Origin of the sequence: Pseudoalteromonas sp. Hal040, assembly GCF_037162425.1 — a bacterium.
In the GTDB taxonomy this organism is placed as follows: Bacteria; Pseudomonadota; Gammaproteobacteria; order Enterobacterales; family Alteromonadaceae; genus Pseudoalteromonas; species Pseudoalteromonas gelatinilytica.
Genome location: NZ_JARLUU010000001.1, coordinates 2,563,864 through 2,589,203, shown reverse-complemented (window position 1 = coordinate 2,589,203; position 25,340 = coordinate 2,563,864). Strand labels below are relative to the sequence as shown.

At 41.4% G+C, this 25,340-nt stretch carries 21 protein-coding genes and 3 pseudogenes; 12 read left to right on the top strand and 12 right to left on the bottom strand.

Annotated features, from left to right (window positions below; translation table 11 throughout):
- Position 1: 1 nt before the first annotated feature.
- The 5 genes from P4S60_RS11970 to P4S60_RS11950 are packed head-to-tail and all read left to right on the top strand — an operon-like array spanning position 2 to position 4,987.
- Positions 2–1,957: a heme lyase CcmF/NrfE family subunit gene (locus P4S60_RS11970; RefSeq protein ID WP_337116093.1), complete on the top strand. Its 1,956-nt coding sequence runs from the start codon at positions 2–4 to the stop codon at positions 1,955–1,957.
- On the top strand, positions 1,954–2,523 hold the full coding sequence (locus P4S60_RS11965; RefSeq protein ID WP_063706642.1) for a DsbE family thiol:disulfide interchange protein: 570 nt from the start codon (positions 1,954–1,956) through the stop codon (positions 2,521–2,523). Before P4S60_RS11970 ends, P4S60_RS11965 begins: the two co-directional genes overlap by 4 nt.
- Positions 2,524–2,548: 25 nt before the next feature.
- Positions 2,549–2,983: a cytochrome c-type biogenesis protein gene (locus P4S60_RS11960; protein ID WP_337116092.1), complete on the top strand. Its 435-nt coding sequence runs from the start codon at positions 2,549–2,551 to the stop codon at positions 2,981–2,983.
- A complete protein-coding gene (gene ccmI / locus P4S60_RS11955) occupies positions 2,984–4,246 on the top strand; it encodes a c-type cytochrome biogenesis protein CcmI (protein ID WP_188727184.1) in 1,263 nt (420 codons plus the stop codon).
- 9 nt (positions 4,247–4,255) lie between these two features.
- The gene (locus P4S60_RS11950; protein WP_063706648.1) at positions 4,256–4,987 is read left to right on the top strand and encodes an MlaA family lipoprotein; all 732 of its coding nucleotides are present in this window, start codon (positions 4,256–4,258) and stop codon (positions 4,985–4,987) included.
- Between the two features lie 65 nt (positions 4,988–5,052).
- Here the strand turns inward: P4S60_RS11950 and P4S60_RS11945 are convergent, their stop codons facing one another.
- Positions 5,053–6,276 carry an EAL and HDOD domain-containing protein gene (locus P4S60_RS11945; RefSeq protein ID WP_337116091.1) on the bottom strand — a complete coding sequence of 408 codons (1,224 nt, stop codon included), beginning with the start codon at positions 6,274–6,276 and terminating at the stop codon, positions 5,053–5,055.
- A 370-nt stretch (positions 6,277–6,646) separates the two neighbouring features.
- On the opposite strand from P4S60_RS11945, the gene putP reads away from it, so the two are divergent.
- A complete protein-coding gene (gene putP, locus P4S60_RS11940; RefSeq protein WP_337116090.1) occupies positions 6,647–8,158 on the top strand; it encodes a sodium/proline symporter PutP in 1,512 nt (503 codons plus the stop codon).
- Positions 8,159–8,220: 62 nt separating this feature from the next.
- Here putP and P4S60_RS11935 read toward each other — a convergent pair whose 3' ends face one another.
- Entirely contained in the window at positions 8,221–8,523 is a 303-nt protein-coding gene (locus tag P4S60_RS11935) for a YebG family protein (RefSeq protein ID WP_337116089.1), read from the bottom strand.
- A gap of 246 nt (positions 8,524–8,769) precedes the next feature.
- Here P4S60_RS11935 and P4S60_RS11930 point away from each other — a divergent pair, with 246 nt between their 5' ends.
- Positions 8,770–9,063: a ComEA family DNA-binding protein gene (locus tag P4S60_RS11930; RefSeq protein ID WP_105181452.1), complete on the top strand. Its 294-nt coding sequence runs from the start codon at positions 8,770–8,772 to the stop codon at positions 9,061–9,063.
- Between the two features lie 28 nt (positions 9,064–9,091).
- Here the strand turns inward: P4S60_RS11930 and P4S60_RS11925 are convergent, their stop codons facing one another.
- From P4S60_RS11925 to P4S60_RS11915, 3 genes are all read right to left on the bottom strand, one after another.
- Positions 9,092–9,394 carry a DUF6170 family protein gene (locus P4S60_RS11925; protein WP_337116088.1) on the bottom strand — a complete coding sequence of 101 codons (303 nt, stop codon included), beginning with the start codon at positions 9,392–9,394 and terminating at the stop codon, positions 9,092–9,094.
- Positions 9,394–9,912 (bottom strand): disulfide bond formation protein DsbB, encoded by a 519-nt coding sequence (gene dsbB, locus P4S60_RS11920; protein WP_063706656.1) that lies wholly within the window; start codon positions 9,910–9,912, stop codon positions 9,394–9,396. Before dsbB ends, P4S60_RS11925 begins: the two co-directional genes overlap by 1 nt.
- A 129-nt stretch (positions 9,913–10,041) precedes the next feature.
- A complete protein-coding gene (locus P4S60_RS11915; RefSeq protein WP_063706658.1) occupies positions 10,042–11,193 on the bottom strand; it encodes a chorismate mutase in 1,152 nt (383 codons plus the stop codon).
- A 334-nt stretch (positions 11,194–11,527) separates the two neighbouring features.
- Between P4S60_RS11915 and P4S60_RS11910 the strand changes: the two genes are divergently transcribed.
- Entirely contained in the window at positions 11,528–14,524 is a 2,997-nt protein-coding gene (locus P4S60_RS11910) for a bifunctional diguanylate cyclase/phosphodiesterase (RefSeq protein WP_337116087.1), read from the top strand.
- Positions 14,525–14,535: 11 nt separating this feature from the next.
- On the opposite strand, the gene P4S60_RS11905 is transcribed toward P4S60_RS11910, so the two are convergent.
- Positions 14,536–14,865, bottom strand: coding sequence for a stress response translation initiation inhibitor YciH (locus P4S60_RS11905; protein ID WP_119853477.1), 330 nt, complete (start codon positions 14,863–14,865; stop codon positions 14,536–14,538).
- A gap of 133 nt (positions 14,866–14,998) precedes the next feature.
- Between P4S60_RS11905 and P4S60_RS11900 the strand changes: the two are divergent.
- The 4 genes and pseudogenes from P4S60_RS11900 (at position 14,999) to P4S60_RS11885 (ending at position 18,944) form a co-directional block, all read left to right on the top strand.
- Positions 14,999–15,303, top strand: a pseudogene (locus tag P4S60_RS11900) (STAS domain-containing protein).
- Positions 15,303–16,973, top strand: coding sequence for an ATP-binding SpoIIE family protein phosphatase (locus P4S60_RS11895; RefSeq protein ID WP_337116086.1), 1,671 nt, complete (start codon positions 15,303–15,305; stop codon positions 16,971–16,973). The pseudogene P4S60_RS11900 and the gene P4S60_RS11895 overlap by 1 nt, the downstream one beginning before the upstream one ends.
- A gap of 45 nt (positions 16,974–17,018) precedes the next feature.
- Positions 17,019–17,678, top strand: a complete 660-nt coding sequence (locus P4S60_RS11890) for a GAF domain-containing protein (RefSeq protein WP_337116085.1) — start codon at positions 17,019–17,021, stop codon at positions 17,676–17,678.
- A gap of 75 nt (positions 17,679–17,753) precedes the next feature.
- Positions 17,754–18,944 (top strand): amino acid aminotransferase, encoded by a 1,191-nt coding sequence (locus P4S60_RS11885; protein WP_337116084.1) that lies wholly within the window; start codon positions 17,754–17,756, stop codon positions 18,942–18,944.
- Between the two features lie 77 nt (positions 18,945–19,021).
- On the opposite strand, the gene P4S60_RS11880 is transcribed toward P4S60_RS11885, so the two are convergent.
- The 6 genes and pseudogenes from P4S60_RS11880 to P4S60_RS11855 form a co-directional block, all read right to left on the bottom strand.
- The gene (locus P4S60_RS11880) at positions 19,022–19,771 is read right to left on the bottom strand and encodes a DUF3379 family protein (protein WP_337116083.1); all 750 of its coding nucleotides are present in this window, start codon (positions 19,769–19,771) and stop codon (positions 19,022–19,024) included.
- Positions 19,771–20,325 (bottom strand): annotated as a pseudogene (locus P4S60_RS11875) (sigma-70 family RNA polymerase sigma factor); the annotation flags it as partial. The gene P4S60_RS11880 and the pseudogene P4S60_RS11875, both read right to left, overlap by 1 nt.
- 71 nt (positions 20,326–20,396) lie before the next feature.
- Positions 20,397–22,046 (bottom strand): BatD family protein, encoded by a 1,650-nt coding sequence (locus P4S60_RS11870; protein WP_337116082.1) that lies wholly within the window; start codon positions 22,044–22,046, stop codon positions 20,397–20,399.
- Positions 22,040–23,917 (bottom strand): vWA domain-containing protein, encoded by a 1,878-nt coding sequence (locus P4S60_RS11865; RefSeq protein ID WP_337116081.1) that lies wholly within the window; start codon positions 23,915–23,917, stop codon positions 22,040–22,042. The genes P4S60_RS11870 and P4S60_RS11865 overlap by 7 nt, the downstream gene beginning before the upstream one ends.
- 1 nt (position 23,918) lies before the next feature.
- Positions 23,919–24,907 (bottom strand): annotated as a pseudogene (locus P4S60_RS11860) (vWA domain-containing protein).
- Positions 24,900–25,340, bottom strand: coding sequence for a DUF4381 domain-containing protein (locus P4S60_RS11855; protein WP_063706678.1), 441 nt, complete (start codon positions 25,338–25,340; stop codon positions 24,900–24,902). Before P4S60_RS11855 ends, P4S60_RS11860 begins: the two are co-directional and overlap by 8 nt.

Here is a 25,340-nt window from a genome sequence, read left to right as displayed (position 1 = left end):
TATGATCCCAGAACTCGGTTATTTTTCTTTAACACTGGCCATGGTGCTCAGTGTTTTACTGTGTATTTTTCCTTTGTGGGGGGCGCATACCGGCAATTTACGTTTAATGCGCGCAGCCCCATCACTGGCAATTGGTCAGTTTGTCTTTGTGCTTTTATCATTTGCAGCACTTATTTATGCCAGTTTAACCGATGACTTTACCGTTTCGTATGTTGCTTATCACTCAAGTAGCACCTTACCTTGGTACTACAAAATTACCTCGACATGGGGTGGTCATGAGGGAGCAATTTTACTTTGGTTAGTGATGCAAGCGGGCTGGACTGCAGTTGTTGCTATGCGCTCGCAATCATTACCTTGGGTTTTACGTGCCCGAGTACTCGGTGTGCTAGGCTTTTTAGGTGTTGGCTTTATGCTTTACACCTTGTTAATGTCGAGCCCATTTGAGCGCCTATTACCGTATTTCCCAGTTGAAGGTCGCGATTTAAATCCGTTATTGCAAGACCCTGGCATGATTATTCACCCGCCATTGCTTTATATGGGCTATGTGGGTTTATCTGTGTCGTTCTCATTTGCTATTGCGGCACTACTTACTGGAAAGCTTGATAATACCTGGGCTAAGTGGTCTCGTCCTTGGACTATGACTGCATGGGGCTTTTTAACACTCGGTATTACCATCGGTAGTTGGTGGGCATACTCAGAACTCGGCTGGGGTGGCTGGTGGTTCTGGGATCCAGTTGAAAACGCATCATTAATGCCATGGCTTGTGGCAACCGCATTGCTTCACTCATTATCAACCACCGAAAAGCGTGGTGTCTTTAAGTCGTGGACAGTATTACTCGCTATTGCAGCATTCTCGTTAAGCTTACTGGGTACCTTTATTGTGCGTTCGGGTATTATTGTATCTGTGCATGCTTTTGCCTCAGATCCTAATCGCGGTATGTTTATTTTAGCTTTCTTAGCCATTGTCGTCGGTGGTGGTTTATCGCTTTATGCATTGCGTGTTTCACAGGTGAAAAGTGAAGGCCGTTATAAGTTTGCCTCACGTGAAGTTGCGCTTTGGCTAAATAATATTTTCTTAGTAGTGGCAACGCTAATTGTATTGTTGGGTACATTATTGCCAATGATCCACAAAGAACTTGGCTTAGGCAGTATCTCGATTGGTGAACCGTTCTTCAACAAGATGTTTGCGATTCTACTGGTACCGTTTGCCATTTTAATGGGCATCGGCCCGCTATTACGTTGGAAACAAAACAAATGGTCGATGCTGCAAAATAAATTTGCACTATCGGCCGTCTTAAGCCTAGTAGCAACAGCAGCGTGGTTATATTCTAGCTACGATGTGATTGCACCTATTACCTTTATTGCAACAACATTAGCGGTATGGATTTTTGTTACTACTCTGGTTGATTTAGCGGCAAAAGTAACAATTCATAAAACCTTAGGCGAAGGCTTTAAACGATTAGGGTTAAGTTATTGGGCGATGGTTTTAGGTCACATTGGTTTAGCATTTGTGATTGCAGGCGTAACGCTAACCTCTGCTTACTCAGTTGAGCGTGATGTATCAATGAAGCCAGGCGAAACCGTGGCATTAAATGAATACCAGTACCGCTTTGATGGTGTTAAAACAATTCGTGGTGCTAACTATAGCGGCCATGCAGGTGTTGTCACCGTGCTGAAAAACGATAAACAAGTAACCGTGTTACACGCTGAGAAACGTCGTTATGACATCGGTATGCAATTTATGACAGAAGCCGCTGTGGATGCTGGTTTTACACGCGACTTGTATTTAGCACTGGGCGAGCAATTAAGCCAAGGTGCGTGGTCGTTACGTATTTACCATAAACCGTATGTTCGTTGGATGTGGCTTGGTGGTATTTTAATTTCATTGGCTGGCTTTTTAGTGCTTGGTGATAAACGTTATCGCCAGAAATCGACTAAGCAGGAGGCATCAGCATGAACCGTAAACTACTTGCGCTAGCACCGTTACTGGTTTTTGTTTTACTGTGTGTGTTTTTATACCAAGGTTTGTTTGCTAATCCGCGTGAGCTACAAACAGGGCGTATTGGACACGCGATGCCTGCATTCAATTTGCCCGATTTGATGGATGAGTCAAAACGTTGGACAGATGCCGACTTAAAGGGTGAAGTGTACCTACTTAATGTGTGGGGCACATGGTGCCCGACCTGTTTAGCTGAGTTAGGTTACTTGACTGAGCTAAGAGAGCAGGGTGTTAAGATTGTTGGCTTATACTACGAGCAAGGCTACGACCCAGACTTTGATGGCCAGTTTGATATTAACGCACTACGCGAAGATGTCACCAGTATGCTTAATCGTGCTGGCGACCCGTATCAATTCAATATCTTAGATTTAAAACGCACATTAGCCCTTGATTTAGGGGTGTCTGGCGCGCCAGAAACCTTCTTAGTTGATAAGCAAGGCACCATTTTGCTGCACCATACCGGTGATATTAACCCACGTGTATGGCGAGCTAAATTCGCACCGTTAATGCAGGAGCTACAGTAATGAGACTCGTGATTTTTTAGCAAGTTTGCTTATCACGTTTAGCGCATTTGCAGAGCAAGACAAATATCAATTTGATGATAAAGAGCAGGCTGTACGCTTCAGTGAGCTTACCAAGGAGCTACGTTGTCCTAAATGTCAAAACCAAAACATTGCCGACTCAGACGCGGTTGTAGCCAAAGACTTACGCGATAAAGTGTTGGCGCTGGTGAAAGATGGTAAAAGCAAAGATGAAGTCATTGATTATATGATTGACCGTTATGGCTACTTTGTACATTACGACCCACCTGTAACGCCAGCAACGTTAGTGTTATGGGTATTACCAGTATTGATTGTGATACTTGGCTTTGGCTTTATCGTTTTACGCCAACGTAAGGCATCAGTAAAACAAACATGGACAGAGCAAGACGAAGCGTTACTTGCAAAGTTAATTGAACAAAATCAACGTCAGGAGCAAAGCTAGATGGCATTAATGTGGGCTTCTTTTGTTTTACTCACACTGATTGCATTGCTATTTGTTGTCGTACCGTTTTTTAAACGCGAACGAATTCAACGCCTTGATCACAATGCAAACTCGGAATTAATCCGAATTTATCATCAACGTTTAGATGAGCTTAAAACTGAACTAGATAACCAACGTATTGATGCACAAATGCACGATGAGTCAGTTATCGAACAAAAGCGTCGTTTGCTCAATGAGTTGTCTCCAGAAAAAGCGTTAAACAGTAAAGGTAATAACCGTATTTTTGCACTTACTGGCGCAGGCTTTTTAATTGTTTTAACAGCCATCTTTTATGGTTATACGGGTAGCCAGCAGCAAATTAAAGGCTGGCATGACGCGATGGCAAATCTTAAGTCATATGGCGAGCGTGCCGTGATGCAAGAAGGTGAGCCGTTAACCCCGAATGAGCTACAAGCGTTTGCGTTAGCACTGCGTACTAAGCTTGATCAAAGTGGTGATGATGAAGTGGCGTGGATGCTACTTGGTCGAGTTGCAATGTCATTAAATGAATTTGATATGGCAATGCAGTCATTTGATAAGGTTCTTAAAATGAACCCAGATAACAAGCAAGTGCTGATCAGCTACTCGCAAGTTCTGCTAATGGAAGGCAGTGATGCGAATATGTCTCGTGCAGCGACGATGTTATCAAGAGTGTTAAAAGCCGAGCCAACTAATATTGATGCAATCTCATTATTAGCCTTGATTGCGTATGAACGTAAAGATTGGCTACAAGCTAAAACTGCATTTGAAGTATTGCTTGCAAGTATGCAGCAAAACGATCCGCGTTATAGCATGATTGCAGAGCGTATTGCTGAAATTGATGCCCACTTAAATAATGAGCAGCAAGCAACGAATACAGAGTTAGCAAAAGCGACAAACAGTGAAATTAGCATCACAGTTGATTTAGACCCGGCACTGGTTGATTCACAGCCACAAAACGGTACGTTATTTGTATTTGCCAAAGCAGCCAGTGGCCCACAAATGCCATTAGCTGTGGTTAAAATGACCGAATACAGTTTTCCGCTAACCGTGACGTTAAGTGATACGAATGCCATGGTTGATGGCTTGAATCTATCGAGTGTCGATAAAATTATTTTAACTGCGCGTTTATCAAAAGATGCAACTGTGGTAACTTCTAGCGGCGAGTTGGAAGGCAAGTCGGATGTCTTAGAGCGTGCAAACGTTAAAGAATATTCGTTGCTAATTAATGAGTTAATACCGTAAGGATAGCCGATGTTTAGGCACAGTATATTTTTTATCTTTTTTGTAGTGCTTGCAGGATGCGCACAGATACCAGAAGAAAAAGTGGATGAACGAGATCCTCTGCAATCATTTAACCGTCCTATGTATGATTTTAATATGGACGTACTTGATGCGTATATTCTTCGCCCAGCAGCCGTTGGTTACATCACTGTAACCCCCGCACCGGTTAGACGCAGTATTGTTAATTTTACCGATAACATCACTGCACCGACTGACATGGTTAATGCTGGTTTACAGGGTAAACCGGGTAATATGGGCATTAGTTTTGCGCGTTTTTTAGTGAACTCGACGGTGGGCTTACTCGGCTTCTTTGATGTTGCTTCATCATTGGGTTTAGAAATCGTTGATGAGGACTTTGGTCAAACCCTCGGCGTATGGGGAGTGGGTGATGGTGCTTACTTAATGATCCCAGGTATGGGGCCAAGTACTGCACGAAACCTAACCGGTGATGTGGTTGATAACTTTGTGTTACCTGAAATCACCTTAACGACGCCACAGACTATATTGGTGTTTGCACTGAAAGCAGTAGAGGCACGTGCTTCATTAATGCCGCAAGAAAGCTTATTAAATGAGTCGCTTGACCCATATATCTTTATGAAAGATATCTACTTCCAGCGTCAATTGTATGAGCTATATGACGGCAATCCGCCAGTAGAAAAAGAGCCTGATGATTTTGATGAAGACTTTTTAGAGAATCTTTAAGATTATTCAACTCAAAAAAATGCCAGCAATTGCTGGCATTTTTTATATCTTTAAGCGAATTGGTATTAATCCCCAAACACACTCATTTGGTCATTAGACCAACTTAATGCATCGTGGTAAGCGTCTGGTACTTCTTCAGGCTTAAGACCTAACTGTTGTTGGATTTCTTTCGCTTTTTCCCAGTTCGCTTGCTCATAGAATTTAACCAGTCTTAAATAAGTCGCTAACAGGCCCTCATCTTTAAGCAGTGCATCTTTTATTTCGACGGTTAGCGGTAGCTTATTCATAACGCTTGGCATGTCTTCATCTAAGATAGCATCCATCAACGACATCATACCCGTTAAGAATGCCATACCTGTATCTCGCAATTTGCCGTGGCTGATTGCGAGTAATTCAGCAAACCGAGCACGGGTTAACGATAGGCGAATAAGCTCAGCAGGTTTATCCGCTGAAACTTGAGCTGCAAATAGCAGCGACAAGAAACGTTTAATTTCTTCACTACCTAATACGATAAGTGCCTGTTTAATAGTGCTGATTTCAGCGCGACGTTTAAAGGCCGCTGAGTTTGAGTAGCGTAGCAACTTATAAGATAAGTTAACGTCACGTTCAAACACCTCAGTGATTTTTCTGAGGTTTAAATCAATACTCGATGTTTCGTATAGAAGCTCGGCAAGAGCCATCTCAGAAGGTGGTAAAGTTTTACTTTGTACCATCTCAGGTTTCGAAAAGAAAAAGCCTTGAAAGTAGCTAAAGCCCATTTCTAGAGCCAGCTGATATTTCTCGTATGTTTCCACTTTTTCGGCAAGCAACTTGATATGCGGATGAGGTTTGATTGCCTCAATAACCGCTTCAATTGACTCTTGATCGCAGGTTAAAAAGTCAATTTTGATCATATCGATATACGGATAAAAATGACGCCATACAGGTTGGTGTATGTAATCATCAAGTGCCAGTGTATAGCCTCGCTCTTTTAGATCTTTAACCAGCGCAAGTAAACGTTTACCAGGTTGAATAGTTTCAAGAATTTCGACAACGACTTGTTCTTTACCCAATAAAAGTGGGTAGCCTTTTTGGAGTGTCTCTAAAGTGAAATTAATGTACGCTGGTTTGTTATCCGTTAAATCTTCTAAACCAAAATTGAACTGACTACCTTCAATGAGTCGTGATGTTGCTTCATCGCCATCAATGTCTGGAAACACGTTATCTACGCCATCCCTAAATAGGAGTTCGTAGCCGACAAGTTTCTTTTCCTTATCTAAAATAGGTTGGCGTGCAGCGTAAAAATACATAGTCCTAGCATGTCCACTTCGGTTAATTCATTTATCCATGAGCAATATATGCCATTGTGCCTGAAATAGCATTAATTAAATGCGCGTATTTGAGGATAAATACTGATTTTGTTTTGATCTTAAGACTAGGATAAATTGTGATGAAATTCTATAACTTGCGATTAAATATCACATTTTTGTTATGAAAAGGTTGTAATTCTGTGCCATGTCACTCAACGGCTTGATTGGAGTTGTAGGGGGAAGCGTGTTATAGTCATGGGTGATATCGGTTTTTACCCCAATAATGTCTTTAAATTAAATAACTTGCGAGTCATTATTCGGATTAAAAGCCAACATTAATCAATTATTGGAGGCTAATTTGGAAACAGGAATGATAATTTCGTTAGCATTGTACTTCATCGTTATGCTGGGGATTGGGCTATATGCTTATAAGCAATCCACAGATGATGTATCAGGTTATATGCTAGGTGGTCGTAATTTATCACCAAGTGTTGCTGCGCTTTCAGCTGGCGCATCAGATATGAGTGGTTGGTTGCTTATGGGCCTACCTGGTGCAATGTACTTGTTTGGTTTAAGCAAAGTTTGGATTGCTATAGGTCTCGTATTAGGCGCTTGGGCTAACTACTTTTTAGTTGCACCTCGATTACGTGTGTACACAGAAAAAGCAAATGATTCAATCACCATTCCTGATTACTTCGCTAACCGCTTTGATGATAATAAAAATATACTGCGTGTTATTTCTGCGATTGTAATCATTGTTTTCTTTACCTTGTATACCTCATCAGGCGTTGTTGCTGGCGGCAAGTTATTCGAAAATTCATTTAATATGAGTTACGAGATGGGTCTTTACATCACAACGGGTGTTGTTGTTATTTACACCTTGTTTGGTGGCTTCTTAGCAGTGAGCCTTACAGACTTTGTGCAAGGCTGTATCATGTTTATCTCGCTACTGGCAGTGCCGATTGCAACCTATACCATGCTGGATCAACCGTTTATGGATACCTTAGCAAATGCACGTTATGACTTGCTGTTAAGTTCACCGAAAGACACTGAGATCCATGCCCTGAATATGATGGATTGGTTTGCCGGTGGCTCAACGATTGCCATTATCTCTGCTATGGCATGGGGCCTTGGTTATTTTGGTCAACCACACATTATTGTGCGTTTTATGTCGGTACGTTCAGTAAAAGATATGCCAACTATGCGTCGTGTCGGTATGTCGTGGATGACACTTTCAGCAATTGGTGCTGTATTAACAGGTCTTTTTGGTGCGGCATATATGCTTGAAAACCAAATGCCAATTGATGATAAAGAAACCATTTTCTTAGTGTTGTCTGAGCTAATCTTCCATCCTTTAATTGCAGGCTTCTTATTAGCAGCAATTTTAGCCGCCATTATGAGTACCATCTCGTCGCAGTTATTGGTGTGTTCAAGCTCACTTACAGAAGATTTTTATAAAATCTATTTAAACCGCAATGCATCACAAAAAGAGCTTGTTTTAGTCGGCCGTATCAGCGTAATGCTGGTAGCAATTCTTGCTATTTACCTCGCTTATGACCGTGATAGCTCGATTCTTGATTTGGTTAGTAATGCTTGGGCAGGTTTCGGTGCTGCATTTGGCCCATTAGTGCTGCTTAGTCTTTACTGGAAACGTATGAACTTGCAAGGTGCGATTAGTGGTATGGTGGTCGGTGCTGCAACAGTCCTGTTTTGGATTTATGCGCCAATTACTATTCATGGTCAAACGCTGAGTGCACTCCTTTATGAGATTGTCCCGGGCTTTGTTTTATCGACTATTGCGATTGTCGTAGTGAGCCTGATGACGGCTGAGCCGAAAAAAGAAATTACAGATTTATTTGATGAGGTAGAATCATCACTGTAATTTTTGATTGAGTACAAAAAAGGGCAACTGATGTTGCCCTTTTTTATGATCTAAATTTGCTTTTAGCTAGCCGCTTTTTCTTTTATATCTGATACGTTATCTGCAGATTTTGCTTTTTTAGGTTTCGGATCTACTTCTTTAGCACCTTTAAGCACCGCCATAAACTGATCTTTTTCTTTTGCCATTTCAAGTGCCAGCGATTCAATTTGTTGTTCGCTTAATGGTACATCAACTTTTTCAAGCATTAGTTCTAATGACTCAGCAATGTCGAGCATTTTGTCATACGCATCAGCTTCTTTTTTAGTAGTAAACGTCATGCGCTCGACTCCGTTTCTTTCTACAACATATTTAACAACAACAGCCATGATTTCTCCTGCATTTAAGCGTGGCATTTGTAGCGTAAAACCGCCACCTTGATTACTGTTTTTATATACAGTAATGCTTCGCGCTTTACTTTGCAAGTAGCAAGCGAAAATATTTATTCAGCAAATTTGACAATAGTAGGGACATTAGCTTTATTTAAAATGTTACCCAAAGTTAAACACAAGCGATGGAGTGAGTGTTGGGTAACAGCTAACTATTTGTCCAAGATGGACATCATGGAGGAAATTATGAAACTACTATCAAGTATTTTACTTGCCACTAGTCTTGCATTACTGCCAACGACACAGGCATCAGCCGAAACACCAACCAAAGCAACACAAGTTAAAATGCAAAAGCTGAGTATTAATAAAGCCAGCATTGAGCAGTTAACTCAGTTACCAGGAATCGGTGAATCAAAAGCGAAGGCGATTGTTGAACATCGTACTAAGCAAGGTCCGTTTAAATCGGTTGAACAATTAAAAGAAGTAAAAGGAATTGGCGATAAGCTATTTGCTAAACTTGAGGGAAAAATTACATTATAAACAGCAGGCTATACACCTAAACAGGGCGTTATTCGCCCTGTTTAAATTCATCGATAGCATTGTCTAAGTGGGCTAACGCGAACATGTTTTCGATAGGTGTTGTGATAAGGGGGTAACTTAAACCTGCTAACAACAACCAAGGGATGAGCATCCAGCCTTCAAAGTAAGCTAAACCTAAAAATAATGGTGCTAAAAAGGCAAGCTTGCACACCGATAAAATAATTTTTTTGCTCGGGCTTAAATGAGCCAAAGCAAGGGCAATAATTTGCTGGCGTTGCCTTACTTTAAATGCTTTTAAAGCGGGGATTTGACTAGTAAAAAAATAAATCATTACAGCGACTTTTTGCTCACTAAACGGCTAACTACTACGGCTATAAATACCACTGAAAACGCCGCAAAAATAACTTCCATCCAAGCCGGCATGCTCATAGAAGCAAACTGCCAATCGATATTGCCGCAATCACCTGTGGCTGCAAAGAAGCTAGGGATCCACTCATGCAGTGGCATAAAGCTTGGGAAGTTAGGTTCAAATGCACAACTAAATGCAAAAGGGTCGGTATTGTTTTGCATTGCAATATGTTCTTTAGCAATAAAGTAACCCCAAATTGCAGAGACGCCCCAAGTGGCAAATGCAACGAGTCGAAGAACCATATTTTGTGGGTTAATCGCACCGATAACACCCGCAGCAAGTAAGCCTAGAACAGCAGTACGTTGATAAATACACATAATGCAGGGTTCAAGCCCCATGTTGTATTGGAAAAATAACGCGGTGACTTCGAAAGCGAGGGAGATAAAGGCTAATAATAACCAAGGTGTTCTTTTAGTTGCTAATTCTGCTAACCAATTCATGAAAGATCCAATGTCTAATTGTTTTCAAGATTATGCTTAGACAGGGCATTGGGTGCAAGTATCTAAGATGAAATTATACGAAAAAGGAGCCAATCAGCTCCTTTTCATTCATCTTATCTAGGCTGCCTATTACACACTAACAGCTTGCAAAGACTCGCTTTGATAACAGCCTAATACACGTGTGTACTGGGTGTGTTCTTTCAACTCTTCAAGCGCTTGCTTAACATGTAAGTCATCAAGGTTTGCCTCAAGGTCAACATAAAACACTTCTTCCCATGGGTTACCTGGAACTGGGCGAGATTCTAATTTTACTAGGTTGATTTGATGATGCTTAAAGATCATTAAGGCATCAGCCAACGAACCTGCTTGTTGTTTGGTGGCCATAATTAAACTGGTTTTAGTTGGAATTTGCTTTGATACTTGCAGCGGTTTACGCGCGACAACAATGAAGCGGCTGTGGTTTTCGCTTTGGTTTGCAAGGCCTGATTTAACGACTTCTAATCCAACGTTTTTACCTGCTTGCGCTGAACCGATAGCGGCGCTATTTGCAGTTTCTACCGCTGATTGTAATGCATGGAAAGTTGAATCACAGGTTTCATGTTGAATATCACCTAAACCCTGAATGAAGCGGCTACATTGAGCAAACGGCTGTGGGTGAGCAAAGATTTTATTAATATGAGAAAGCTCAGTCCCTGGCATTGCTAATAAACAGTGCTCAACGCTGTGAGTTACTTCACCAACGATTGAAACTTGCGCATGTTGTAATAAATCGAAAACTTCATTGATACTTCCTGAGCTGGTGTTTTCAATTGGTAGTAAGCCAAAATCAGCTTGGCCACTTTCAACCTTACCAGTGATTTGTTCAAAGCTTGAGCAGCCCATTTCAATGACTTTTCCAGGGCGGCGGCTGAAATATTTATGACAGGCTAATTGGCTATAAGAGCCTTGACCACCTAAATAAGCAACGCGGTGCGTTTCGCTCATCGCTTCTGGGTTAAGATTCTTTTGTAGCATGGCTTGTTGGTTTAAAACCGAATCTTCAAGAATGGTTTGGAACACATTATTAATGTAGTACGCATCCAGTCCGAGCGACTTACCATAATTGATAAGCTTTTCGAGTAATGCTTGTTCGCGAGCTTCATCGCGGATTGGTTTGTTATTAGCAATTTTATATTCAACTACGCTGTGGCTAATACGGCGTCTTTTAGCCAGTAACACCAGTAAGTCGGAATCTATTTCATTAATATCGTGTCGTAACGCATTTAATGTATCAATGCTCATGTTGGTTTCCTCATTCCAAAACAGTGCACAAACAAAAAAGCCTCCCAAGTGGGAGGCTTTAGCTATTCGGTGAATTTATCTCGCAAACAGTTAAGCCTCCTCTATCTAAAGAAGCTAAAAAACGAAAAGTAAGTGCGAGAGATAGTTTGTTTCATTGGATTAATGTAAAAACACTTGTACGTAAAGTCAACCGCCGATCGCAGCTAATTTAGAAAACATAGGTGTTTACTCAGAAAATTCATTTATATTTATAAAAAATTTATAAATATAAAAATGATTCTGGTATATTTGTTTTTGCACAATAAATAATAACAATTATTAATAAGGTAGTCCTGTGGTGTATCGACGACCGCCATCACGTTTTGGTGTGAATTCATTAAGTATGAAATTGTCGCTGCTGATCTCTGCGATCTGTTTGATTGCGGGTATATGTGCTGCGGCTTTAATGCTTAAATCTGAAGAAAAACAGCTTGTTTTTGAAGAGCATGAGCTTTTAAAGCACTCTAGTGAACGCTTGAGTCGTCAGTTTAACCGCTTGATTAAAACCAAAATCAATATTGCTGAGCAGGCGAATAACGTCGTAAGCAGCCAACTCCTTCACAACGAATCGCATTTACAAAGTAAACGCGACGCAGAACTCAAATTTGCCCTTGATGGCAGTATTCGTAGTACCTCAGAAGATGGCTTATCGGCTGCGTTTCTCCCTCAAGATAAATATTCTGAATTTTATAAACAGCTTATAAACGATTCTGAGTCACTCTGGAAAATCGTTTCACCGACCTTAATTCAAGATTTCTTTAATTTTTACCTTGTCACCAAAGATAACTTTATTCGTATCGCACCACCTAACTGGGCACTCAATGTACCTGGTAGTTTTGATTTTACCAAAGGCGAGACATTTAATTATGCTCAAGCTGCGACTAACCCAAGCCGAGAAGCGGTTTGGTCAAAAGTGTATTACGACACTATTTGGCATAAGTGGGTGGTTAGTGTGCTTGTGCCAATCTACCTTGATAACGAATTTTTTGGTGTCACGGGCAGTGATATCGCGCTTGAAACCTTATTGGCACAGCTGCCTATTGGTGACCGAGAGCAGCATTTGTTGGTGTTCGATGCAAAAGGTCAGCTATTAGCTCACCCAGATTTAGATAAAACAACGCTTGAGCAATATGGTCGTGAAGGTAAAAAATTACTCACCGAAGATTTTGTAAACCCTGATCTGCAAAAACTCGTGTCTGAAACCATTCGTTTAAAGTTACCTGAGTCGGCAAATTCATTCGTACAAGATGGTGAAACCCACATTATCAATATCCGTAAAGTGGAAAATCTCAATTGGTATATTGGTATCTATAAAAAACGCTCGTCGGCACTTTCAGCCCTTGAAGAGTTAAAAGTAAAATTCTTCGGCTTGTTTATTTTGTACGCTATTTTAGTTGCCTTGTTATTGCATCAAGCACTTTATCAACTGGTACTGCGTCGTATTCATTCATTGGTTAATGCCGTAGTTAGTTTTGGCAAAGGGCAATTACAAACTGAGTTTCCAAAGGCCAATAAAGATGAAATTGGCACGCTAAATGGCTCATTTAGAGACATGGCTATTGAAATTCGTAAATTGATTGATGGCTTGAACCAGCGCATTAGTGAAAAAGAAATTGCTGAAAAAGCGGCGAATCGCTTATCTAAAGCTGTGGCTTTCTCTGGCACCGGTGTGGTGATCACCAATCAAGATTTTGAGATCAAATACGTGAACCCGAAAATGGTAGAAATGACCGGTTTTGAGGAGCGTCACTTTATTGGCTCACCATTGATGAACATTATCTCGCAGGAAATGGCGATTTTGGTCGATGACATTGATATCGACTTACGCAGCCGAAATTACTGGCGCGGGGATACCTTATTACAAGCCAATGAACGTCAATCTGTTTGGGTTTCGCTAAGTATTTCACCAATTCGTGAAGATGGTGGTGAGATCACCAGTTACGTGGCATCAGCTCAAGATATTTCGTTCGTAAAAGAAAGTCAGCGTAAGATGGAGCAACTGGCTTACTTTGATACCTTAACTGGGCTTGCTAACCGAACTTTCTTCAGAATGCAGCTGCGTAAATCAATGGCACTTGCTGAGCGTGGTCATTATGCATTTGCCTTATTCTATTTTGACTTAGATGAATTTAAACGTATCAACGATACGCTAGGGCATGATGCAGGCGATCAATTGTTAGTTGAAGTGGCCAACCGTTTGAAAAAGCGTTTGCGTACCGAAGATACAATAGCGCGTTTAGGCGGCGATGAATTCGCGGTCCTGTTAAGCGGTATTGAGCATCAAACTCATGCTATGGAAGTGGCGAATACGATTCAGCGTACGCTTAATGAGCCAATCAAATTAGGTAACAATGAAGTGATCATCAGTGCCAGTATTGGTATCACGATGGCACCGTTTGATAGCCAAGAAGAAGATCAGTTACTTAAACATGCTGACCTTGCTATGTATGAAGCAAAAGCGAAAGGGCGCAATACCTTCCACTTCTATAGTCAAGAGCTTAATGCCGCAGCAAACGAGCGCTTATTTATTGAAAATGAGTTACGTACGGGTATCCGCGAAGGGCAGTTTAGAGTTTATTATCAGCCACAAGTTGATTGTCGCAATAATCAGGTCGTTGGCTACGAAGCGCTTATTCGCTGGTTCCACCCAAATGAAGGGATGATCCCACCGACTAAGTTTATTCCTATTGCTGAAGCAACCGGCTTAATTGTTGAGTTAGGTGCGTGGATCTTGCAAGAAGCGTGTGAGTTTGCAGCGCGTTTAGCAAGCCAAGACTTAAAGAATAATATTTCAATCAATCTATCGGCACGTCAATTTAAAGATGCGAACTTGGTGTCGACACTTGATAAAATCATCAAGCAAACCGGGGTTGAGCCTAAGCGCTTACACCTTGAATTAACAGAAAGTATGTTAATGGGGCATGTTGAAGCTGCTATTTTACAACTGCATCAGTTAAAAGCGTTGGGCGTATCAATTTCAATTGATGACTTTGGTACTGGCTACTCGTCACTGAGTTACCTAAAACGTTTCCCTGTTGATATTTTGAAAGTTGACCGCTCGTTTGTGAAAGATATTCCACAAGACAGTAATGATATGGAAATTACCGTCGCGATTATTGCTATGGCACAAAAGCTGAAGCTTAATGTTGTTGCAGAAGGGGTAGAAACCATTGAGCAGATTGAGTTTTTACAAAACAATAATTGCTATATCGTGCAGGGTTTCTATTACAGCCCACCGGTGTCTGAAGATGAACTGCCAGCGCTATTTGAGCGCTTAAAATTAAAGAACTAAAGGGGGGGCGATTAGCCCCCTGCAATTTTAACTTTAAATTTTAACCCTTCGAGAATAGCTTTTAGCTTATCCCTGTCATCACCCTGAACCTCGATGATACCCTCTTTGACTGCACCACCTTGGCCCATTTTACTTTTAATGGTTTTAGCTAATTTTTTTAAGTCGTGCTGCTCGCTGTCGATACCAACAACTAACATCACACCCTTACCTTTGCGGCCTTTGGTTTGACGTTCAATACGCAAAAAGCCGTCTTTAAAAATTTTACCTTGAGTTGGTTTGCTTTCTTTAGGTTGCTCAATGCGACCCGTCGCAGTTGAATAAACTAGATTATTATCACTCATAGTGGATCTCGTTGTAGATGCTTGACTAAATGATAACAAATTTCATCCTAAGTGTTTTAATTTTTGGCTTATTTGTTCTAAGCGGTTATATTTAATTAAGTATCAGGAAAGATTTGTTTATTAGGAGTTTATTATGAGTTTAACGCGCAGCACTTCTGCTGATGGCGCTATTTTAACCGTACAAATCAAAGGAAAATTTGATTTTAATTTGGTGCAATCTTTTCGTCAGGCGTATGCCGATCTAAATAACAATATCAATAAGGTGGTCATTGACCTCAGAGAAACCGATTACATGGACAGCTCAGCGTTAGGTATGTTGCTGAACATGAAAAAAACCTAACAGGCAAGGTTGAAACAATTCAAATTAGCAATTGCCAACCACAGCTGAAAAAAATCCTACAGATTTCACGTTTTGACAAAAAGTTCGATATTGATTGATGCTTAATATTCTGGTTGTAGACGATCTAGCCTTAAATCGTCGCTTATTGACCGTGATGTTAGAGCAGCAGGGCTATCGAGTTTATAGCGCTGAAAATGGTCTCGTTGCTTTAAATCTGCTTGAAGAGCACACCATTGATATCGTGCTACTTGATGTCATTATGCCTGTGATGGATGGCTTTGAAACGGCAGCGATTATCAAAGAGCGCTTTAGCCAAGTTTACTTACCGATTATTTTTATTACCTCTTTAGAAGATGAAGCGAGTTTTGAGCGTTGTTTAGCGGTTGGCGGCGATGACTTTTTACATAAACCGTTTCAAGAGGTCATTCTTAATGCGAAAATTAAAGCGCATAGCCGGATCAGAAATTTAAGCCAAAAGGCGAGAGAACAAAATCTACAACTTGAATACCATCAAAATCAAGTCGAACGCGAACATGAAATTGTTGAACATATTTTTAATAACGCCCTCGAGAACCAACAGTCTTTTCCAAACCATTTAGATTTTCATTTGTCACCTGCTGCCATGTTCAATGGCGATATGTTTTTAGTCGCACAAAGCCCCATTGGCAGCTTGTATTGTATGCTCGGTGATTTTACTGGTCATGGTTTAGCTGCTGCGGTTGGCGCACTGCCTGCTTCAAGAGTGTTTTATACCATGGTGAGTAAGGGCATGTCAGTGAGTGATATTGCCGCCGAAATCAATTCAGTATTAGGTAAGTTATTACCAGGGCACATGTTCTGTGCGGCAACCATCATCGAGCTTAGCAATACCGGAAAAAGTGTCTCTGCATGGCTAGGTGGCTTACCTGATACCTATATTATAAACCAGCAAGGGGAGCTCATACGGACTCTTGAATCTCAGCACATGGCACTGGGTATTTTAGAAGAAGATGAATTCGAACGTGCACTTATTCATATTGAAGTAGAAGACACATGCCGTATTGTCATGGCAACCGATGGTATTATCGAAACGACTAGCCCACATGACGAGTACTTTGGTGAGCATCGCTTTAAAAAAGTGCTTGCTTCAAAACCGGCTATTTCGACTGAGCAAGTACTAGAACGAGTCAATAAATTTGCCCGTGGTAATAAACAACAAGATGACTTGAGCCTAGTATTATTAAATTGCTTTGCAATGCGTGAGCCTGAGCAAATATCTGAGCCGCTATCTGCGTTACCCTTTAATTTTTCATTGAGCTTAAATTCAAAACAAATCAAAAGCACTGACCCCGTGCTGGAAGTTGTTGATGTAATAAGCAAAGTAGCTGGGTTAAACGCACATCGCGCTAATATCTTTTTGATACTTTCAGAAGCGTATAACAACGCTTTAGATCATGGGGTGTTAGGTCTCGACTCAGAGGTCAAAAATCAAGAAGATGGCTTTTTAATTTATTATCAACAACGTGAAGAGGCCCTCGCTAATTTAACCGATGCCTTAATCATTATTGATATTCGTTATTGCCCAGAAGAACTTGCTTTATATTTTACTATTTGCGACTCAGGAAATGGTTTTAGTAAAGATCTGGCAAACCAACAAAGCCTTGTAAGAGAGCATGGCAGAGGCTTGTGCTTACTTGGGGAAGTAGCCTCAAAAGTGACCTTCAATAGTGCAGGCAACCAAGTTGAAATTTATTACCAATTAACAGCAAGCAGTACTAGCTCACACTAAAATCGCATGTTATCATTCTGGCATTATAGATGTTTGGATGGCTAAATGATTTCTAACTACTTATCGACAGCTCAGCTTGAATTACCAGAAAACTTGGTTGCTGAGCAATTATCAAATCTTGAACAATACCTTACAGAATCAGTATTACCAGCGGTGCGTTGGGAGTATCAAATTCCTGAACTTGGCGAAGGTGGTGCATGTAGCTTATTTGGTTACTTACAAGATGAACCATTCAAATTAAACGAGTATGTTGCTGCTGATAAAACGAATACAGAAAAGTTAGCGAAGCTTCAGCAAATTATCGATTTTTTTGTGGCCCAGACTCACGTTGATTGGTTCGGTATTTATCAAGCAACAGAGACAGACGAAGGTCCTCAGTTACTAAAATTGGTTTATCACGGTGCACCGAGTCGTCCTTTATTCCCGCTTACTGAAGCGTTTGCTAAAGGCAGTAACAATGTTCAAGTTGCGCTTTCTAAGCAAGGCCGCGTTATTAATAACGTAGCCGATTACCTTGCACAAGGTGGTGAGTATTATACCTGCGATCCTAAAGTGAAAGCAGAGACGTGCTTACCACTGTTGTCAGACAAAAATGAATGCTTAGGTATTATAGATGCTGAAGCATTTAATAATGATTTCTTTGATCAGCAAACCCTCGCATTACTTGTGGCTTGTTGTATTAAAATTCCTCAACTCTTGGTCTAATTTAACTAGTAATCAGGCTGGGTTTTTATGTTAAGCTAGTGGCAACGCCAACCCCCTATAAAAAAGAGATAGTCAATGTTCTCAGAATTAAAACCATTACCAACAGATCCAATTCTTGGCCTAATGGCGGCCTTTAAACAAGATACAAACCCAAAGAAAATCGATTTGGGTGTAGGTGTTTATAAGGATGAGCAAGGCAATACGCCGGTATTAAAAGCGGTTAAAAAAGCGGAAGCGTTTCGTTTAGAAAACGAAACCAGTAAATCGTACATTGGCTTGGCAGGTAACCTTGATTACTGTCAAAAAATGGAAAACCTATTACTGGGTGAGCATCCTGCGTTATTAGCAAACCGTGTTCGCACTGCACAAGCACCAGGTGGTACAGGTGCACTTCGTGTTGCAGCTGAATTCATTAAGCGTTGTAACAAAGATGCGACGGTATGGGTAACAACGCCAACGTGGGCAAACCACATTAGCTTATTTGAAGCGGCAGGCTTAACAGTAAAAGAATACCCTTACTACGATTACGAAAATAAAGACCTTTTGTTTGATGACATGATTAACACCCTTAAGCAAGTGCCTAAAGGTGATGTTGTGTTATTCCACGCATGTTGTCATAACCCAAGCGGTATGGATTTAAACGCTGAGCAATGGAGCACAGTTGCTGATCTTGCTGTTGAAGTTGGTTTCACACCACTTGTTGATATTGCATACCAAGGTTTTGGTTCAAGCCTTGAAGAAGACGCGACGGGTCTACGTAAATTAGCTGCAGCGGTTGATGAGTTAATCATCTGTTCTTCATGTTCGAAGAATTTCGGTTTATACCGTGAGCGTATCGGTGCATGTTCAATCATTGCTAAAGATGCAGCAACTGCTGATATCTCTAACTCAGTATTATTAAGCGTTGTACGTAGCATCTACTCAATGCCGCCTGCACACGGTGCTGACATTGTTAGCACGATTTTAGGCAGCACTGAGCTGACGCAAATGTGGCATGACGAGCTTGATGAAATGCGTAACCGTATTAATGGCTTACGTACTTTAATCAAAGAAAGCTTAGCAGCAAAAGGCATTGACCAAGACTTCTCATTTATTGACCGTCAAAATGGTATGTTCTCATTCCTAGGTATTAATAAAGAGCAAATCGAACGCTTACAAAAAGAGTACTCAATCTACATTGTTGGTTCTAGCCGTGTAAACGTAGCGGGTATCAGTGATGCAAACATTGATTACTTTGCAAATGCAGTAGCAGACGTTTGTAAGTAACCTGCTTTATAGCGATAAAAAAACCGCAGTGACTGCGGTTTTTTTGTGCTTGTAATTTGTGTTACTACGAGTAGGTATTAATGCAGCCAGCGAATGGCGTCATTGATCATACTGTTGTAGCTATCAAGTGGAGCGCCAATACTCGCTATTAAGATAGTATCCGCTCGCTCACCACGGTTGATGTGGCCAGCGAAACGCTCATCATTGAAATCGTCAGAGCCGGTGCCAAATGGTTGCTCGTCAGAAGGCACAATGAATACCGTCATCGGGCCAAAATCAGACTCAAACACCAAGTGCAGACCTTTTTTACCTTGAAAGTCACAAAACATTAAATAAGTTACTTTACCTGGTAGCTCATCTAAATGTCCGCCAATGGTGGCAAACTTTTCGTTCACATAGGCAAGGTCTATTGCTTCATGTTTATCCAGCGAGCCAATCTCATGGTAAAGGTGCGCAAAAGCATGCTCACCGACACTGTATAACGTATGTTGTTTGTTAGTGAAAAAGAACACACTAATTGCCACTAAAAACGACGCTGCAGCGGCTAAATACAGGCGATTAAAGGCAAAGCGCGACTTAGCCTCTATAATGGTGTCTAGCGGCTGCTCTGAAGGCGCGTCTTCAGCGGCATAAGTATTATCAATAATTCGCTTCGCTAAATTTTCAGGCACAGGAATGTTAAGTGCCTTGCTAAGATCATCGTCAAAGGCACGTACATCATCAATAAACGCCTGTTTATCTGTGTCCTGCTCGGCAAACGCTTCAAGTTCCTTATCAATAGTGCTTGGCTCGGCGAGGATGCGGCGGCGAAACTCGAGTTCATCCATTAATTTGATGCTCCTCTAAGTTGGTCATCATCACTGCTTAAAGCCTCTTTAAGCTGGTTTCTGGCACGGAAAAGTCGTGTCATGACAGTATTTTTATTTAAATCGAGGATCTGGGCAATTTCATCGCCAGAGCAACCCATTACTACTTGTAATAGCAATGGCTCTCGATACTCTTGTGATAACTTTCCTATTTGTCGTTGAATCACTGTTTGTTCCATTTCAGCATCAAGGGTTGTACTTTGTTCATCCACAAGGGTGTCGTTTTCAACATCGGCGTAATCAAATTGTTTACGTTCAAACCGGCGTGCATTTTCACGACGTAAAATAGTTAACAGCCAAGGTTTTACCGCTTGTTGATCTTGCAGTGAATCCAAGGCACGCCAAGCCCTCAGGAAGGTTTCCTGCACTAAGTCTTCAGCAATGTTCTGATCACGACACAACCAATATGCAAAGCGAAAAAGCTCACTGTGGTAGACATGAACCAGCGCTTCATATCGCTTTTGTTTTTCTGTCATAGTAACTAAGACCTGCCTATCAGAAAAAAACTTTCTGAAATTATTATTTTTTTCTTAAAAAAACGGCTAATTCAAGATTAGCCGTTTATATTCAATCTATTAGATTATGGTTAATCGTAAAGATTTTTTAATTCAGTGTCATTACTTGTCGATTTAGCGTGCTTTGTTGCTTGGCTTAGCAAGTTGACGATTAAACTTAAATCAACGTGTTCTTCTGCTGAACTATAAAGTTTAGTGCGTAATTTAGCAATTTCATCATTAAGTTGTGTATTTTTGAGTGATGCTTGCAAACACTCTATGGCCGCTGCATTTTTACCTGTTTGCTGCTTAGCATAACGACTTAAGGCATTATAAAACGCTGAGCAATTATTTTGTTTTGCTAAATGCTTGAGCTCATTTAATGACGCAGACGAAACGCTCTTAGGTAATGCTTCCGAGGCCGACTGTTGAGGGCGCTTTTTAATGTAAAGCACTAAGGTGATTAACCAAAGTCCATAGCCGATAATTGCCACGATAATAAGCCATAAAGGCGTAGTCACTTGCGTAACGGTTTGTACATCCGTAGGACCTTCACTCACCATGCTTGAGCTATTGTTTTGCGGCGCAGTGATGGCAGGGGCGGTGGGAGTGAGTGGATTTGTACTTGGCACAACGGTTAAAGTACGAGCTGGAATGGTGGCATAGCTGATACGATTGATTTTAGTATTAAACCAAGGCAGCTTTATTTCAGGCAATGTGTAAGTACCCGGTGTTTGCGGTAATAAAGCGTAAGAAGCTGTTTGCTGAGAAATAACACGACCATCACGTACTAAGTGGTTATTTTCTTTCGCATCAGGGTAGCTTCTAAAGCCTTGCACCTGTGGCATCTCGATATCTGGAAGTTGCTCTTTAGTAACACCTAACGCAGTCAAAGTAATGGTGCGAGTGATAGGGGTGCCAACTTCAACGGTGTCATCTTTTGGCTGCCATTGCTCATCAAGATTGACCAACTCACTCGGTAACCAAGCGCCTGTGTAGTTATCTGGAATTGGTTTAATTTCCACATCAACATCTTCGCCCATCGCTGAGACAGCCATTTGACGGTAGTTTTGACGAATGCGGCCATTGAACACAGGAGCCGTAATGGTATTCACGCCACTTTTTTGTGGCTGTACTAAGTACTCACGAGTGATCACTAGATAGCGTTTACCATCAATTAACTCATAGTCTTCAGACTGCTTGTTAATCGGTGTTAACTCAGCGTTTTCCATTTCTGGTGTAGTTAAGTTGCCATCCAGCAATTCTTTGTTGTTGTCTAAATACAATTTAACCGTATAAACACCGGCTTCTTGCACGTATAAGCTAGTTGGCTTGATGCTGGTTTTAATGAAGGCTTCTTTATTTTGTTCAGAGGTTTGGCTGCGTTTAGCCACCGTTAGCTCAATGGGTTTTGAACTAACACCGGCAACAGTAAAGGCAGGGATGGTATAAGTGCCTTCTTTACGGGTCATCAGCTTTACAGACCAGTTGGTTTGCTTACTGATTTCACCATTAATGATATTGGTGCGAGAGCTGACACTGGTTGGCCCTACAACAAAGTCTTTTAATAACACCGAAGTGTCAGGTTGCTCGCTGTTAATAGAGTCGTCTGCTGAGATGGTTAAAACAAAAAACTCACCAGCAAGGACAGGGTTTTTATCAACACTTGCCTGTAATTGGGTGGCAGCCCAAAGCGGCGCTGCCGCGATTAGCAATAAACAACATAATAATCGCATTACCATGATTTTTCGGCTCCTCGTGGACGACGTTGATAGTTTCGTTTTTGTGCTTCTAATTGCATTTTATTTCTTAATAAGATCGCAGGATCATCGGGAACTTTGCGCAGCAGCTGGTTAAGTTGCTGGGCTTTCTCTTTCTCTTCATTAGTCAGTTCAGCAGCTTGTGCCTGCATCGCTTGTTGCTCTGCTTGCTGTTTAGCTTGTTCATCACTTTGCGAAGGCTGTGGCTGGGCATCTTGTTGATCGGGAGCTTGCTCTGGCTGTTGTTCACCTGATTGTGACGACGTGTCTTTTTCAGATTGCATTTCAGGTTTGTTTTGCTGGTCACTTTCAGACTCGCTTTGTTCACCTTTTTGATCCGATTGCTCACCTTGCTCAGACGGTTGTTGGCCATCTTGCTGCTCACTTTGCTCAGAGTTTTCGCCTTGCTGGGAGTTTTCACCCTGTTGCTTTTGCTGGTTATCTTGCTGACCATCAGAGTTTTGTTGATCATTTTTTTGCTGTTGATCTTGTTGCTGTTGTTGTTGCTCTTGCTGCTGCAATAACTGTTCAACGAGGGCTTGGTTTTCTTTTGCCTCAGTGAAGTCATTTTTAAGCTGTTGGGCTTGCTTATACGCTTCTATGGCTTGTTCTAGCTCACCCGCCTTGGCAAGGGCATTACCGTAGTTGTAAAAACCCGTCGCAGATTTATCTTCACTAAACGCATCCATGGCAGCTTGGTAATTACCTTGCTGGTAAAGGGCGGCGCCTTTAAGTTGCGTGTTTTGTGCTTGGGCGGCTTGTTCAAATTGATTTTGCTGGTAAGCATCAAGAGCGCGTTGGTCTTGGTTTTTAAATACCTCTGGTAATTCATCGGCGTATACTTGTTGCTGAGGTAGGAGCATAACAAACAAAAAGCCAAGTACTAGGCTGCTACGGCGAATTAAAAATAGTGCTAACGGCAATAAAATAATCAGGCCGTAAATACCTGCATCAACTCGCCATAATGCTTGGCTTTGTTTTTCATCTTTGAGTACTTCTGCATTAGCAGTGGGGGCAAATGTTTGAATATCCTGATTACTGGTTTGATACAGTGCAAATTTGCCACCGCTATTACGTGCAAGCGCACTTAAGCGGCTGATATTTAGCGTCGGAATCACAATCTGCCCTTGCATATCTTTTAAAAAGCCACCTTCAGGTAACTTAATCGGCGCACCTTGCTCTGTGCCAACGCCATAGACATTTAAGCGATAATTAGACTGAGCAGTAAAGCGGCTAATATCTTCTTGATCTAAGCTATCAACCCCATCGGTGACTAAAATAATATCACCATCTAAATAGCCTGCTTGTTTTAGTAAATCGTCGGCTTTTTCTAGGCCTTCAATAACATTTGAACCTTTGCTCGGCATGATATCAGGGCTTAGACTTGGGATAAGGTTAGCTAAGGTGCTGGCGTCATTGGTTAGCGGCGAAATTGTGAATGCAGAGCCTGCATAAGCGACCAATGCCGTATCACCTTCTTTGAAAAGCTCAATCATATCAAGTGCTTTAAAGCGAGCTTGAACTAACCGGCTTGGTGCGATGTCGGTACTGAACATGGAGTACGACATGTCCATCACAATGACCCGCGCATTCTTTGCTTGAAACACCGGGACTTGTTTCTTTTCAAAGCTTGGACCTGCTGTAAACACGATGGCTAATAGAGTAAAGACAGCAACTAGCCAAAGCGGTTGGCTTTGTTTTTTATGATTGTCGCTCATTACAAACTGCGCCAAATGGGGCGCAATTAAATCAGCAGGGGCGCTTTTTTTGTTGCGTACCAATAGCACACTAAAAATAATCAGCGCGGGGATTAATAACCAAAGTAGGGCAGGGCGAATAAATTCAAAATCCATACTAGCTCTCCTGCTTAAATTGGCGAATAAAATTGACTAGCATTGCTAAACCGATAAATCCAAGTGCGACAAGCAGTGGAATATAAAACAATGAAATTTGTGGGCGGAACGTTTGCTCATCACTACTGATAGGCTCAAGTTTATCGAGCTCTTGGTAAATTTGCTGCAAACCGGCTACATCTTTTGCTCTAAAGTATAAGCCGCCAGTTTGCTCGGCAATGCGTTTTAGTAAACTTTCATCCAAGTTACCACCGCTCATACCACCCATATTAAACAGGCTAAAGCCACGTTTACTATCTGAGCCAACACCTATGGTATACACTTTAATGCCTTCTTCGCGGGCTAACAGTAGCGCATCTTCAGGGTCAAGGTTACCGGCGGTGTTTTGACCATCGGTTAATAGCACTACGATACGGTTACTTTCATCTTTATTAGCAAAACGCTTTACAGATAAACCTAACGCATCACCGATGGCTGTTGCTCTACCTACTAGGCCAATCTGCGCTTCGCTGAGCATTTGGCTCACGGTTTTAACATCACGAGTAAGGGGGTTTGTAAAAATGCGGTATCACCAAATAGGATAAGACCAAGGCGATCACCTTGACGCTGCTCGATAAAATCACTAAGTACAGCTTTTACCATAGTGAGCCTATCTACATATTGATTATTTCGATACTCCATATCTTGCTCTGTCATTGAGCCAGATAAGTCCACCGCAAGCATAATATCGCGTCCTTCATTAGGCAGCGTGATCGGTTCATCAAGCCAAGTTGGGTTTGCAATAGCGACAACCAAAGAGACCCAAATAGCCCATTCGAGAAACGAAACTTTGCGGCTATGTTGTTGTACTGCTTGATTATTTAAGCCGAGCTTAGCAAAGCCAGGAATACGTAAACGTAACTGCCCTTGTTGTTTTAAGGGCATGAAGCGGCTCAATAACCAAGGCAGTGGTAAAAGTACAAAACACCATGGCCAACTAAACTCAAACATTAATTGGCTCCTTGAGTTTAAAGTTGCTGATAGCACTGCGCAATTTAGCCCCAAGCTCAGCATTATTACTATGCTGTTGATAAAGCGGCATTAGTTCATCGTAACTAAAGTTGTCGCCACTGAGCTTAGATAAACTTTCTGACCACTTAGCCAAAGGCTGAGAGGCAAGTTGGCTGTTGTAATAATGGCGAGTTAAGCGTTTTAAAATAATGTGCAGCTCTTGCGTATCCTCATCGCTGAGGGTTTTACTTAATTTAATGGCTTGCTTTTTGGCTTTTTTAAACTGCTGGTTTTTATATAAAAGCACTAAGCCGATAATTAATAACGAACCAACTAAGGCGATGATCAGCCACCAAATTGGAGCAAGTGGCCACCATGCAACCTCGGTCGGTGCAATGACATCATGTAAGCCATCTAGCGGATTTTTTTGCAT

Excerpts from the sequence above, each read along its gene's own strand:
- P4S60_RS11970 (WP_337116093.1), top strand. The coding sequence starts at position 2 with ATGATCCCAGAACTCGGTTATTTTTCTTTAACACTGGCCATGGTGCTC.
- P4S60_RS11965 (WP_063706642.1), top strand. The coding sequence starts at position 1,954 with ATGAACCGTAAACTACTTGCGCTAGCACCGTTACTGGTTTTTGTTTTA.
- ccmI (WP_188727184.1), top strand. The coding sequence starts at position 2,984 with ATGGCATTAATGTGGGCTTCTTTTGTTTTACTCACACTGATTGCATTG.
- P4S60_RS11950 (WP_063706648.1), top strand. The coding sequence starts at position 4,256 with ATGTTTAGGCACAGTATATTTTTTATCTTTTTTGTAGTGCTTGCAGGA.
- P4S60_RS11945 (WP_337116091.1), bottom strand. The coding sequence starts at position 6,276 with ATGTATTTTTACGCTGCACGCCAACCTATTTTAGATAAGGAAAAGAAA.
- putP (WP_337116090.1), top strand. The coding sequence starts at position 6,647 with ATGATAATTTCGTTAGCATTGTACTTCATCGTTATGCTGGGGATTGGG.
- P4S60_RS11935 (WP_337116089.1), bottom strand. The coding sequence starts at position 8,523 with ATGGCTGTTGTTGTTAAATATGTTGTAGAAAGAAACGGAGTCGAGCGC.
- P4S60_RS11930 (WP_105181452.1), top strand. The coding sequence starts at position 8,770 with ATGAAACTACTATCAAGTATTTTACTTGCCACTAGTCTTGCATTACTG.
- P4S60_RS11925 (WP_337116088.1), bottom strand. The coding sequence starts at position 9,394 with ATGATTTATTTTTTTACTAGTCAAATCCCCGCTTTAAAAGCATTTAAA.
- dsbB (WP_063706656.1), bottom strand. The coding sequence starts at position 9,912 with ATGAATTGGTTAGCAGAATTAGCAACTAAAAGAACACCTTGGTTATTA.
- P4S60_RS11915 (WP_063706658.1), bottom strand. The coding sequence starts at position 11,193 with ATGAGCATTGATACATTAAATGCGTTACGACACGATATTAATGAAATA.
- P4S60_RS11905 (WP_119853477.1), bottom strand. The coding sequence starts at position 14,865 with ATGAGTGATAATAATCTAGTTTATTCAACTGCGACGGGTCGCATTGAG.
- P4S60_RS11895 (WP_337116086.1), top strand. The coding sequence starts at position 15,303 with ATGCTTAATATTCTGGTTGTAGACGATCTAGCCTTAAATCGTCGCTTA.
- P4S60_RS11890 (WP_337116085.1), top strand. The coding sequence starts at position 17,019 with ATGATTTCTAACTACTTATCGACAGCTCAGCTTGAATTACCAGAAAAC.
- P4S60_RS11885 (WP_337116084.1), top strand. The coding sequence starts at position 17,754 with ATGTTCTCAGAATTAAAACCATTACCAACAGATCCAATTCTTGGCCTA.
- P4S60_RS11880 (WP_337116083.1), bottom strand. The coding sequence starts at position 19,771 with ATGGATGAACTCGAGTTTCGCCGCCGCATCCTCGCCGAGCCAAGCACT.
- P4S60_RS11870 (WP_337116082.1), bottom strand. The coding sequence starts at position 22,046 with ATGGTAATGCGATTATTATGTTGTTTATTGCTAATCGCGGCAGCGCCG.
- P4S60_RS11865 (WP_337116081.1), bottom strand. The coding sequence starts at position 23,917 with ATGGATTTTGAATTTATTCGCCCTGCCCTACTTTGGTTATTAATCCCC.
- P4S60_RS11855 (WP_063706678.1), bottom strand. The coding sequence starts at position 25,340 with ATGCAAAAAAATCCGCTAGATGGCTTACATGATGTCATTGCACCGACC.